Source organism: Mycobacterium sp. 852002-40037_SCH5390672, from assembly GCF_001665875.1.
GTDB lineage: Bacteria > Actinomycetota > Actinomycetes > Mycobacteriales > Mycobacteriaceae > Mycobacterium.
Window position 1 is genome coordinate 1 of record NZ_LZTA01000138.1, and the last position, 12,607, is coordinate 12,607.

The 12,607-nt window shown below is 67.9% G+C and carries 11 protein-coding genes; 5 read left to right on the forward strand and 6 right to left on the reverse strand.

The genetic code is table 11. From position 1 onward, the window contains the following. Positions 1-1,289 (forward strand): cation-translocating P-type ATPase (locus A5782_RS24440; protein ID WP_231986777.1); only part of this gene is annotated, 1,289 nt, incomplete at its 5' end. A gap of 63 nt (positions 1,290-1,352) precedes the next feature. Here the strand turns inward: A5782_RS24440 and A5782_RS24445 are convergent. Continuing rightward, the gene (locus tag A5782_RS24445) at positions 1,353-2,918 is read right to left on the reverse strand and encodes an AMP-binding protein (RefSeq protein ID WP_067104856.1); all 1,566 of its coding nucleotides are present in this window, start codon (positions 2,916-2,918) and stop codon (positions 1,353-1,355) included. Next, positions 2,908-3,804: an SDR family NAD(P)-dependent oxidoreductase gene (locus A5782_RS24450; protein ID WP_197694339.1), complete on the reverse strand. Its 897-nt coding sequence runs from the start codon at positions 3,802-3,804 to the stop codon at positions 2,908-2,910. The genes A5782_RS24445 and A5782_RS24450 overlap by 11 nt, the downstream gene beginning before the upstream one ends. Positions 3,805-4,108: 304 nt before the next feature. On the opposite strand from A5782_RS24450, the gene A5782_RS24455 reads away from it, so the two are divergent. Further along, positions 4,109-4,855: a cutinase family protein gene (locus A5782_RS24455; protein WP_067104858.1), complete on the forward strand. Its 747-nt coding sequence runs from the start codon at positions 4,109-4,111 to the stop codon at positions 4,853-4,855. Between the two features lie 36 nt (positions 4,856-4,891). Here A5782_RS24455 and A5782_RS24460 read toward each other — a convergent pair whose 3' ends face one another. The 4 genes from A5782_RS24460 to A5782_RS24475 form a co-directional block, all read right to left on the reverse strand. Further along, entirely contained in the window at positions 4,892-6,256 is a 1,365-nt protein-coding gene (locus A5782_RS24460) for an aldehyde dehydrogenase family protein (RefSeq protein WP_067104891.1), read from the reverse strand. Between the two features lie 35 nt (positions 6,257-6,291). After that, a complete protein-coding gene (locus tag A5782_RS24465) occupies positions 6,292-7,392 on the reverse strand; it encodes an AMP-binding protein (RefSeq protein WP_067104859.1) in 1,101 nt (366 codons plus the stop codon). A 220-nt stretch (positions 7,393-7,612) separates the two neighbouring features. Continuing rightward, entirely contained in the window at positions 7,613-8,377 is a 765-nt protein-coding gene (locus A5782_RS24470) for an SDR family oxidoreductase (RefSeq protein ID WP_067104860.1), read from the reverse strand. 158 nt (positions 8,378-8,535) lie between these two features. After that, positions 8,536-9,495 carry an oxygenase MpaB family protein gene (locus A5782_RS24475; protein ID WP_067104861.1) on the reverse strand — a complete coding sequence of 320 codons (960 nt, stop codon included), beginning with the start codon at positions 9,493-9,495 and terminating at the stop codon, positions 8,536-8,538. Positions 9,496-9,681: 186 nt separating this feature from the next. Between A5782_RS24475 and A5782_RS24480 the strand changes: the two genes are divergently transcribed. The 3 genes from A5782_RS24480 to A5782_RS24490 all read left to right on the forward strand — a co-directional run bounded on the left by A5782_RS24480 (position 9,682) and on the right by A5782_RS24490 (position 12,583). Next, positions 9,682-10,287, forward strand: a complete 606-nt coding sequence (locus A5782_RS24480; protein ID WP_067104893.1) for a TetR/AcrR family transcriptional regulator — start codon at positions 9,682-9,684, stop codon at positions 10,285-10,287. 39 nt (positions 10,288-10,326) lie between these two features. Then, positions 10,327-11,703 (forward strand): adenylate/guanylate cyclase domain-containing protein, encoded by a 1,377-nt coding sequence (locus tag A5782_RS24485; protein ID WP_067104862.1) that lies wholly within the window; start codon positions 10,327-10,329, stop codon positions 11,701-11,703. A gap of 139 nt (positions 11,704-11,842) precedes the next feature. Continuing rightward, a complete protein-coding gene (locus tag A5782_RS24490) occupies positions 11,843-12,583 on the forward strand; it encodes a methyltransferase domain-containing protein (protein ID WP_067104863.1) in 741 nt (246 codons plus the stop codon). Positions 12,584-12,607 lie beyond the last annotated feature (24 nt).

Below are 12,607 nucleotides of genomic sequence, written 5' to 3' on the forward strand. Positions count from 1 at the left end.
CCTGCTCGGCAAGGCCGTGCACCACCGCCTCGGCCCGCTCTTGGTCGGCTTCCGGGTCGGCGAACTTGCAGCGCGGCTGGAAGCACGAGACCGACGACGACGACACCGACGCCGACGCCGTGGACGCCGCGGCGAAGAACCTCGAGCTGTTGGGTTATGTGGGTCTGGCCGACACCGCCCGGGCGTCGGCACGCCCACTGATCGAAGCGCTGGTGGACGCCGGCCGCGACGTAGTGCTGATCACCGGCGACCATCCCGTCACCGCGCGGGCGATCGCCCGGCAGCTGGGCCTGCCCGAGGACGCCCGGGTGATGACCGGTGCCGAACTCGCCGGTCTCGACGAGGACGCGTGCGCCAGGATGGTCGCCGATGTGCAGGTGTTCGCCCGGGTCAGCCCGGAGCAGAAGGTGCAGATCGTGGGCGCCCTGCAGCGCTGCGGGCGCGTGACCGCGATGGTCGGCGACGGCGCCAATGACGCCGCCGCCATCCGGATGGCCGACGTGGGCATCGGGGTGAGCGGTCGCGGTTCGTCGGCCGCCCGCGGAGCCGCCGACATCGTCTTGACCGACGAGGATCTGGGCGTGCTGATGGACGCCCTGGTCGAGGGCCGCAGCATGTGGGCCGGGGTTCGCGACGCCGTCACGATTCTGGTCGGCGGCAACGTCGGTGAGGTGTTGTTCACCATCATCGGTACCGCCTTCGGCGCCGGACGTGCCCCGGTGGGAACCCGTCAGCTGTTGCTGGTCAACCTGCTCACCGACATGTTCCCCGCGCTCGCGGTCGCGGTCACCTCGCAATACGTCGAGCCCGACGAAGCCGAGTACGAATCCGCCGAAGCCGCCGAAGAGGCGCGCCGCCTGCACCGCCGCGCCGTGCTGACCGGACCCACGCCCTCACTCGACGCCCCGCTGATGCGCCAGATCGTCACCCGCGGCGCCGTCACGGCCGCCGGGGCAACGGCCGCCTGGGGCATCGGGCGCTGGACGCCGGGAACCGAGCGCCGCACGGCGACAATGGGTTTGACAGCGCTCGTGACGACGCAGCTGGCGCAGACGCTGCTGACACGACGGCACAGCCCGCTCGTCGTGGCGACCGCCCTGGGCAGCGCCGGCGTACTGGTCGGGATCGTGCAAACCCCGGTGCTCAGCCAGTTCTTCGGGTGCACGCCGCTGGGGCCGGTCGCCTGGTCGGGGGTGTTGGGTTCGACGGCGGGAGCCACCGCAATCTCGGCGCTGGCACCCAACTGGCTGGCCAAGCAGGTCGCCGCCCTGGAACCCGGCGAAGAGTGAGCCTTCAGTCCGGCGACGGCGAGTGCCGTGTAGCGGCGCGAGTAAGGAGACGGACGATCGTGTTCAGCCGGGCAGCTCCCTGCGCAACACCTTGCCGGTGGGGTTGCGCGGAATGCTGTCCACGATGTTGATGTCGCGGGGCTGTTCAAAGCGAGAGACCCGGGCCTTCAGGTACTCGCGCAGCTCCGGCAGGTCGATCTCGCCTTCCGGCTGTGCCACCACGAACGCCGCCAGGCGCTGACCGAACCGTTCGTCGGGGACACCGATGACCACGTTGTCGGCGATGGCGGGATGCTGGGCGAGCGCGTTTTCGACCGCGCGCGGATAGACGTTCTCGCCGCCGGAGATGATCATGTCGTCTTCGCGGCCGACGATGAAGAGCCGGCCCGCGTTGTCGAGATAGCCCATGTCGCCGGTGCTGGTCATGCCGTCGACGACGGCTTTCCCGGCGCCATCGGTATAGCCCTCGCTGGTCAATTCGCCACCGACGAAGATGCGGCCGGTGACCCGCGGCCCGACCGGTTTGTCGTTCTTGTTAAGGATGCGCACCGGGCAGCCCGCGACCGGCCTTCCGACGGTTTCGGGTGCTTCGCGCAGATCCGCCGGTGTCGCCAGTGCACCGATCCCGACCTCGGTGGAGCCGTAGCCGTTGTAGAGGATGTCGCCGTAGGCGTCCATGAATCGCTGGCCCAGTGTGGGGTCGAGGCGGTCGCCGCTGGATATCACGGTTTGCAAATAGGGCATGGGGTTTCGCGCCCGCACCCGCTCGGGCAGCTCCAGGATGCGCGCGAGCACGACTGGCACCGCGGTGAAGGCGTCGGCGCGGTGTAACGATGCCTGCGCCAGCGCGGCCTCGGCGTCGAATTCACGGCGCGTGAGTACGGTGCCCCCGAGCGCGCAGGTCAGCATCAGCATGCCCAGCCCGAGCCCGTGAAACATGGGCATTGCCACCGAGATTCGCGACCCGGTGCGCAACCGGGTGCGGTCGAGGATCGTCACCCACACGCCCACCGCGGAGCGCAGCTGCGGTGTGCGCGGCACCCCTTTGGGTTTGCCGGTGGTGCCCGACGTCAGCAGCACGATGCGGCCGGGGGCGGCCACGGCCGGTCCGCGGGTGCCCTCGTCGGTGCCGACCGTCGCCGGATCGACCGTGACGACCGATTCGTCCGCGGCCCGGACCCGCTCGGTGAATTCGCTGTCGACGACCACGGCTGAAATGCGGTGGGCTTGCACCGCGGCGGCCAGCGCGTCGCTGCGGAACTCGGTACTCATCGGGACGACGTCGGCGCCCAGGAGGGCAGCGGCGAAAACGCCCGCCACGAAACCGCGTCCGTTGCGGCACATCACCCCGACCGCCTGTCCGGCAACAACACCGTCGTCGGAGAGCCGCCGCGCCAACGACTCGGTGGCCTGTTGCAGCTGGCGGTAGCTCAGCGCGCCGTCGTCGTCGACGATCGCCGTGCGGTTGGGCCAGCGGGCGGTCGTGACCGCCAACAACGTGTAGGGATTCGTGCCGCCCCGGCGTGCCTCACGAAGAAGCCGGAAACCCGCAAGCGGCCCCGGCGGATTCAGCAGACCGGAGTGCAGCAGGGCCCGGGCGGCGGTGGGGACCAGCCGGTCATTCGGCATGGTCGGCCTCGTCGGTGTCGGACTCGGTGAAGAACCGGCGGTGCCACAGCCGGGCGGCGTAGTCGGCCGGCCCGGCCAGCAACACCGAGGCCAACTCGGCCGGCAGCACCCAGGGCGGTTCGATGGTGCGTGGCCGCTCGATCACCGCTTTGGCGATCGCGTCGGCGGCTTCGTCCGGCGATAGTCCGGGCAGGCGGCGCAGCAACGGGGTAGGCGCGATCATCCTGGTCCGGACCAGCGCGAAGTAGACCGTGGTGACGTCGACACCGTCGGTATGCAGTTCCGGAGCCACGCTGCGCAGCCACCGGTCGAAGGCGCCCTTCGACGCCTGATAGGCACCCCATTGCGGGCCCGGGGCCACCCGAACGGCGACACTCGACACGTTCACGATGTGCCCGCTGCCATTGCTGCGCATGGCCGGCAGCAGCCCCAGGAGCAGCCGCACCGGTCCCAGGTAGTTGATGTCGATGGTGCGCTGGAAGTCGTGCGGCCGGTCGTACTGGTCGTGCAGCGAGCGGCGCAATGACTTGCCGGCGTTGCTGACCACGATGTCGAGCGGGCCGTGCTCCTCGGTGATCTGCCTGGTCAGGGCGCTCACCGCGGATTCGTCGGTGAGGTCGGTCGGGTAGGCGACCGCTTGACCCCCGCCGGCGTTGATGGACTCCGTCAGATCGCAGAGCCGTTCCTCGGATCGGGCGACGACGAGGACTGTCGCTCCCGCGGCCGCCAGGCTGCGCGCGGTCGCTTCACCGATCCCGTAGGAGGCGCCGGTCACCAAGACGGTCTTGCCGGAGACGGTGCCGCGCAACTTGTCGGGATCCGATACCCGCGCCGGATTGGCCACGTGGTCCGTGACCGTGTTCAGGACCTGCGCTATCGCGTTCAACTTCGCTGCCGCATTCACTCGAGCCGCTCGCCGGGGTCGGCTGTTGCTTCACCGTGCCCCCGACTCGTAACTACAAGTAGCAGACCATATTGCACCACGGGGCCGCGCTCCGCCCCGGTCGTGATGACGGCCCACGGGGCACCTCGATGACCGGTGGGCGAGGCAAGCCCGAGCGCCCGCGCCGGATAGCTCCGCGCACAAGCAAACTCAGCCGGCCCGCATCAGCGGCGATTAGTTTATGAGAACACGGTAATTTCGGTGTTTCCTGTGTTTAAGGGGCGTGTTGGCTGGGCACAATGGCGGCATGATCGCACGTCACGTGATTCGTTCCCTCGGTTCAGCAGCAGTTATCGCAGCGTCGGGCGTGGCCGTTTCGGCCTTGTCCACTTCCGTTATCCCCTCGGCCTCGGCGCAGTGTCCGGACGTGCAGGTGGTCTTCGCCCGCGGCACCGGTGAAGCCCCGGGCGTGGGCCCCACCGGTCAGGCCTTCGTCGACGCGCTGCACCAACGCGTCGGCGGACGCTCGTTCGACGTCTACCCCGTCAACTACCCCGCCACCGAGCAGTGGGACACCGGGCTCGATGGCATCAGGGACGCGAGCGCCCACGTGATTTCGATGGCCCACGACTGCCCCAACACCAAGATGGTGCTCAGCGGCTACTCCCAGGGTGCCGCCGTGATGGGCTTTGTCACCTCGGCCGCGGTCCCGGACGGCATCGACCCCAACACCGTCCCCAAACCGCTGGCCCCCGAGGTCGCCAACCACGTCTCGTCGGTCGTGCTTTTCGGCATGCCCAACGTGCGGGCCATGAACTTCCTCGGCGAACCGCCGGTGGTCATCGGCCCGCTCTACCAAGACAAGACGGTCAAGGTGTGCGCCACCGAGGACCCGGTGTGCTCTGACGGGATGAACTTCGCGGCGCACGACACCTACGCCGACGACGGCTCGATCATCGACAAGGGAGTCGCCTTCGCCTCCAGCCACCTGGGTTCTTCAGGCGGCCCGGGCGCCATGTCGGTGGCGTCGCCGCACGGGAGCTTCGGAGAGTAAGCGGCTCGCGGGTTTGTTGCCCGCCGCCGGGCGATGCTAATCCCTGATGAATCCCTTGTTGCGCATCAGGGCGTCGGCCAAAAATCCATCGTGCGGAATGTGCGGTGCGCGCAACCACGTCGGATGGTGACCGCAGTACACGTTGCCCACGGTCGGCTCGGCGACCAGATCGTCGATCAGCGTCTCGTCGCCGGTGATCGCGGTGACGACCAGCGAGGACCGCAACGGCTCCACCCCGGCGCCGCGCGACCAGGCCGACACCCACACGCAGGGGAACGGCAGCTCGAGGTTGAGTTTGTCCACGTCGGGTTCGGCCAGCAGATGAACGGCCGGGCGCAGCGCGGCGTAGCCGTCGCCGAGCTCGGCGACCACCTGATCGGCGCCGAGCACCGCGGTAGACCCCACGGCGCTGGCAGCCAGAAAGTTGGCGAGGGCCCGCGCCTTCTCGACGGGCTGGGTGGGTAGGTGCGCTCGCTCGTCATCGGTGGGTAGTGGCTCGATGGTCGCCAACCGTTCGGCGATGGCGTGGGCCAAGGGAGTCGGGTCGCCGTCATAGAGCACCGCGGTGGTGTTGACGCATGCCATGCCGCCGTGGTCGGCGATCGAGTCGACGATGACGTCGAGATATTCACGCCAGTTCCGGTCGGCGGTGATCACGATCTTGGTGCGCCCCGGCCCGTTCGCGATCACCGCCGGATTATCGGCGTACTTGTCGACCACCTCCTGGCCGCCGTACACCATGGCGAGGTCGGCCGACCGGATGATTTCGTCGGCACCGGCATGGTCGGTGGGCAGATAGACGGCGTCCTCGTCGCGAAAGCCGGCCCGCCGCAGCGCGCATACCAGCCGATGCGCCGTCAGCGGTTCGCGCCGCGATGGGCGCACCGCGACCCGGTAGCCCAGCGCGAGCGCCTGGGGCCAAAGCGCATGGACGCCCGGGCCGTTTCCGGCCGCGTGCACGGCGAACACCTCTCCGCGTCGCCCCCACACTGCACTGCCCGCGCGGGTGCGCTCCTCGCGCCAGTCCAGCGTCGCGCCCACCGGCTGCGCCGGCAGGACCGCATCGAACGCGGCGGCGACCGCGTCGGCCACACCGCGCGCCCCGGCGCGGGTGAACGCGATCGGCATGCCCGAAATCCGGCCGGCCAATCCGACATAGCCCTCGAAATCCAGTCCGCCGATCACGCCGTTCGCGAAGATTTCGGCGGCCCGGGACAGCGCGGCCGCGCGCTGGGCGACCGGCAGCGGCGCGGCCTTGCGCTGCGCGCCCAGCGTGCGCGAAACGTACAGCGGCGGAGCCATGCTCAACTCCGCCACCGCGGTGCCGGTGGTGGTTGCGATGACCTCACGTTTGCGGGTCCGGTACTCGCCGTCCGCGCCGAGCGCGTCGAGGGATACCAGACTGGTTGCGGCGGCGATGTTTTCACCCATCAGGCTCAGTACACACCTTCGATGACAGCCTCACCCTCGAAAGTGGACACCGGCCGCACCTCGCTCACCGAATCGCTGAGTTCGCCCGCCGGCCCGGGCATCCTGATCGCCAGGTCGCGCTCCAGGTTGTTCGGTATGAACATGCCCTTGCTGATGTGGTTCATCACCACCTGACCCCGCTGCCCGTACGGCACCCGTTCCCCGGTGTCGGGATCAACCACCCAGAACACCACATACGGGCTGCGCGGGTCGAAGACGAATGAGTCACCATCGGCGGTCCGGGTGACCGCCTGTGACAGCACCATGGTGCTGCCGAACGCCATGGTGATGGTCGTCGCGGGGAAGATGCCGCGCAGCAGATCGAGTGTGTCGGCGTCCACGTGTGCGCCGCTGAGCAGCAGGTAGCGGATTTTGTCGTTGACCAGGTCGACCACTCGATCGTTGCGGGCGATCGCCTCCAACAGCGGTGGGGTGGTGTGCAGGTTCGCGACACTCTGCGTCTGCAACACGAAGACGGCCTGCTCGACGACATGGTCGACGTAGGCGGCGACTTCGGCGGCAGCCGGGCGGGCGGCGATCTTTTTGACCCAGCGGGGATCAATGTCGATGGCGTGGAAGACCGCGCCGAGCCGATGCGACACCAGCCGGGAGAAGTAGCCGACGCCGTGCGGCCCGCTCGGCATCAGGCACAGAAAGCCCTGGCCCCGTTGAAAGCCGCCCGCGGCGAAGTCCTGGGTTTGCCATTCGACGACCTGTGCGACCCAATCCGGCATTTGCACAGTGCGTTTCGGCGCGCCGGTGGTGCCGCCGGATTCGAAGATCAGCGGCGGCGGCGGCGATGCCTGGGCCGCGTAACCGCGCGGAATGAGATCCTCCACCGGGACACTGCGTAATTCGTTGACCACGTTGGGAAACAACCGCAGATCGGCAAAGGTGTTGACGTCGGTCAACGGATTGAAGTCCAACGTGCGGGCGGTCCGCAGCCAAAACGGCGAACCGGTGTCGTCGCCGAAGTGCCAAGCGATTGCCGCGCGCAAGTAGGCCTCGGCATCGGCCACGGGGGCTGATCGCGGGACGTCCAACAACGAGAAGTCGACTTCGGCCATGTCCTCGATCCTGTCCCATCGAGCGCCGGTACGCCAAGGACGTCGAACGCCCGCACATGTCGCCGTGTCGCCGTAACGCCTTATTTCACAGGGAGTTTCATTGGCGTGCATGCGGTGTTCAGCGCGACGCCAGTTCACGAAAGTAATCGGGCAGCGGCCGCGGCTCGGGGCGCAGAATCGCGCGCAGCACCGGCGGGTTGCCGCGTGAAACGCCGGCGGCCTAACTGCCGAACATGGCGGTGATCGTCTCGTTGAAACGGGGATAGATGTCGTCGTAGGTGCCGTCACGCTCGGCGAACCGGAACATCTTGGCGCGCTCCACCACGATCTCCTTGGCCTGCGGCTGCGTCTGCAACAGTGCCATCGTCTCGGTGATGTACTCCTCCAGCGGCATAGCCCGGGGGTCGAATCCCCGCTCGCCCTGCAGTGCGGTCTGTACGTGCGGCGGAATGATCTCGATCACCTGCACCGACGAGTCGCGCAGCTGGAAACGCAGCGATTCGGTGTAGGAGTGCAGCGCCGCCTTGGAGGCGCAGTAGGTCGGGGTGAGGGCGCTGGGCATGAAGGCCAGGCCGGACGTGACGTTGAGGATCGTGGCCTGCGGCTTACGCAGCAGTGCCGGCAGCAGCGCCGAGGTCAGCCGGAGGGGGCCCAGCAGATTGATGGCGACCGACTGCTCGGCAAGACCGACATTGCCACTGGTGAGGTCCTCGACCCGCTGGATGCCGGCGTTGTTGACCACGACATTGAGGTCCGGGTACTGGTCGGTCACGTGTGTGGCGAATCGCCGGATGGCGACGGCGTCACCCTGATCGAGCGACAGGGTCTGCATGCCCGGGTTGGCCTCGGCGACGGCCTTCAGTTGGTCGCTGCGCCGGGCGGCGATGATCACCTGGTTGCCCAACCGGTGGAACGATTCAGCCAGTCCGCGGCCGATCCCGCTGCCACCACCGGTGACCAGAACGGTATTGCCCGTCATCTGCATCGCGGTTCTCCTTCGGGTCGCCCTGCCGTCGGCTCGATCGACCGGCCCAGCCGGCCGACGTAGCGGAATGCCCCAATGCCGAGCCGGCTAACCACGATGCCTTATCCGCAGGGGCGGTGTCACGGCCGACGCCGCGACGGGGGCGCGCCGGAGACCGATTACCCGGCCGGGCTGTTATGCAGCCGGCGCGGGTCAACGCCAGCGCGGGTCCAAGCCGCGGCCGCCCAGCTCGTGTACAGGACTCGGACGGGCAGCCGATTGAGGAGTGGGTTGAGCGCTCGGATGGCTGCGGCGATGCGCTGAAAGCGCTTCTCCTTCTTGGCATCCCAGTGCAGCTGGCACACGTCGCGCATCTGCGGTGGCAGGGTACCGACCACGATCAGCCGGGTGTAGGCGTTCAGGGGCGCCGACAGGATTTTCCAGACCGGCTTGGGAATGCGGCGCGGACCCGGTATGCCCTTGCGGATATAGCCGGTGCCGTACAGCACGGTCTTGTGCGGGACGAACCGCTCGAGCATCTCGTCCCAGTAGGCGACGAAGTCGTCATAGGTCTGCGGTTGTCCCCGGTCGCTGACGCCGTACAGGCTGTACCAGAGCTTGCCCTCGTTGAAGATCTGTTCCTTCTCGGCGTGCGACAACCGGCGAATGAACATGTCGGTGTTGTAGATGACCTGGTCGACGAAGCTGGCGTGCGCCCAGTAGAACAGCTCCGGATTCAGCGCGTGATATCTCGATCCGTCGCCGACGGTGCCCTTGATCGTCTTGTGGAAGTCCCGGACTTTGCGGCCCCATTCGTGGGGCTGGTCGGAGTAGACGGTGTTCATCAGGGGCGGCGCGGTCCGCTTGGCCCGGCCCAGCGTGTCGCTGAAGATGACGGAATGATCCAGCACGCCCTGGGCGAGCTGCTCGATGCAGTTCTCCACGCCCGCCGTGCGCTGGAATCCGAAGAGCTGAGTCCGATTGTCCCCGTAGAACTTCCAGATCAACGAATCCGGCCCCAGCCGCGGGGAGGCATCGGCGATCTCGTCGTCGACGGGCATGGGCATCGCTTCGCGAACGCCGGTGTCGAAACGCGACCCCGCCGTTGTCGCGGGCGACTCGTCGTTCTGGGCGGTCATGCCCACCTCCCTGTCGCGCCCGTGTGGCGCATGACGGTGTCCAAGCGCTGGGAATCAATAACACAAAAGCGTATCTTTGTTTCACAGCGTAGCGAGCGCTCGCTGACGTTGCACATTCCGGGCAGATTTCGCGCCCGGGAAATCGGCGATGAACTCTACCCAGAAGTTGATACGATGCCGCCAATCATGCAGTCCGAACCGGGTTCTGCCATTGCCGAGGCGCTCACCGATCTCGATCGCACCATCTTGGATACCGCGCGAAGCGTGTTCGAGACCTACGGCGTGCGTCGCGCCAATATGGACGACGTCGCCGCCCGCGCCGGGGTCAGCCGCAGCACCATCTACCGTCGCTTTCCGACCAAAGAGAATCTGTTCGCCCAGGTGGTGCGGCACGAGGCCGGACTGTTCTTCAGCACCCTGCACCAGGCGACGACGGGTTGCGACCCTCAGCAAGCGGTGGTGGAGGCCTTCGCGCTCGGGGTCCGCCTGGTTCAAGACTCACCGCTGTACTCGCGGATCGCCGAGAGCGAACCCGAACTGTTCGGCATGTTCTCCCGGTCGCATGCCTTCCCGATTCGCCAGTTCGCCGACGGCATCGCCCACACCCTGCGCCGCTGCGGCGCCGACATGGCCGAGTCTGACCTGGAAAACATCGCCGACATCCTGCTTCGCGTCGCCCTGGGCATCATCGTCTTCCCCACCGACCGGCTCGACACCTCGGATCCGGCCGCGGTCCGCGACTACGCCGCCCGCTATCTCGTTCCGATCCTCAGCCGCGAGCAAGCCCGCTGACGGGCTCAAATTGTCGGCATCCTGAACTAGCCTTGAGCCGTGGCTGGGAGTTCTGCGGCTCCGCGGACCCGGTACGCCAGTTGCGGCGAGATCGACATCGCCTATCAGGTCTTTGGCGATGGCCCGATGGACCTGCTCGTGCTGCCGGGCCCGCTGATCCCGATCGACTGCGTCGACCTCGAGCCTTCGATGTACCGCTTTCATCGCCGGCTCGCGTCGTTCTGCCGAGTCATCCGCTTCGATCAGCGCGGGATCGGCCTGTCGTCCCGGGTTCCCTCGCTGGACATGCTCGGCCCGGAATCGTGGGCGCACGATGCGCTCGCGGTCATGAATGCCGCCGGTTGCGAGCGAGCCACAATCTTCGCCCCGGGGTTCACCTCGCTAGCCGGTGTGGTTCTCGCGGCCGACCACCCCGATCGAGTCAACAGCCTGGTCATCGCCAATGGCGCGGCACGCACTCTGCGGGGTCCCGACTACCCTATCGGCGCTGAGCTCGACGCCGCCGATCGATTCACGTCGATCGGGATGGAGCCCGACGCCGTCGAGCAGGGTTTCGACATGCTCGGCATCATCGCGCCGGCCGTGGCGGATGATGTCGCGTTCCGCTCGTGGTGGGACATGGCCGGTAATCGGGCCGCGTCACCCAGCATGGCCCGTGCGTTCATCAACAAGGTCAGGGAGGGCGACGTCCGCGACAGGCTGCCCCGCGTCACCGTGCCGACGCTGATCCTGCATCGCGACAACCCGGGCTTCAGCCCCGTCGAGCACGCGCACTATCTCGCCGAACGCATCCCCGGGTCGCGTCTCGTCGAACTGCCCGGGCAGGACGCCCTGTATTGGGTCGGCGACACCGCACCCATGCTCGACGAGATCGAAGAATTCATCACCGGGGTACGCGGGGCCTCCGACACCGAGCGGCTGCTCACCACCATCATGTTCACCGACATCGTCGGCTCCACCGAGCGCGCCGCCGTGCTCGGCGACCACCGCTGGCGCGACCTGCTGGACAACCACGACACGATCGTGCGCCACGAACTGCAGCGCTTCAGCGGCCGCGAAGTCAATACGGCCGGCGACGGATTCGTCGCGACGTTCAGCAGTCCGAGCGCGGCGATCGCCTGCGCCGACGCACTCGTGGCTGCCGTCCACGTTCTGGGCATCGAGGTGCGGGTCGGCATTCACGCCGGCGAGGTCGAGGTGCGCGGCGCGGACGTCGCGGGCATGGCCGTACACATCGGCGCGCGGGTGGCGGCGCTCGCGGGGCCCAGCGAGGTACTGGTGTCGTCCACGCTGCGCGACATCGTCACCGGATCGCGGCACCGGTTCGGCGACCGCGGCGAGACCGCGCTCAAGGGCGTCCCCGGTTACTGGCGGCTGTACGCCCTGGTCCGCGAGCACGCCGTCGTCCACCGGTAACCGACCCGACATATCGCGGCGGTCGAAGCGTCAAGGTCCTCGGCGTAGGCTGCGAACGGGGACTTACTCCGAGCCGAGGCTTCGCGGCTTTCCATTCGATTTCTGGCGTCTAGCTTGGCATTTCATCGAAGGAGTACGCATGACCGACGTGCACATCTCGCTGCCTCCCGCGCTCCGGCGAGCGCTGGACCTGCTCATCGACCCGCCGGCCGATCCCGACGTGAGCCGGGGTTATCTCGACCTGCTCGGCGCCGATAAGGACGGTGCAGTCGAGAAGAACACCGGCCCCATCCAGGCGGCGTGGGCCTCCCCGATCGGATCGATGCTCTACGACAACGCCCAAGCGCTTTCCCGGCGCTGGATCAGTGCATGGCAACTGCCGCTGGAGTGGTTGGACGTCCCGCAGGGCGGTATTGCGCTGGACGTCGGCTCGGGCCCGGGCAACGTCACCGCGTCCCTGGCACGTGCCGCCGGTCCGGACGGGCTGGCCCTCGGCGTCGACATCTCCGAACCGATGCTTGGCCGCGCCGTGCGCAATGAGGCCGGGCCGCGGGTCGGCTTCATCAGGGCGGACGCGCAACGACTTCCGCTGCGGGACAGCACCATTGATGTGGCAGTGTCGACCGCAGTGCTGCAATTGGTGCCTGATCCGGCGGCCGCCCTTGCCGAGATCGCCCGCGTGCTACGCCCCGGCGGCAGGCTGGCCGTCATGGTCCCGACAGCCGGGCGCCTGGCTCGCTATTGGCAGATGCTGCCGAATGTCGGGGCGCACGCGTTCGACGACGACGAGATCGGCGATGCCCTGGAAGACAACGGTTTTGCCAGCGTGCGGGTGAAGAACCTCGGCACGTTCCAGTGGGTACGCGGCAAGAAAGGCTGATTCGTCGGGCGGTCCCGATGTCGC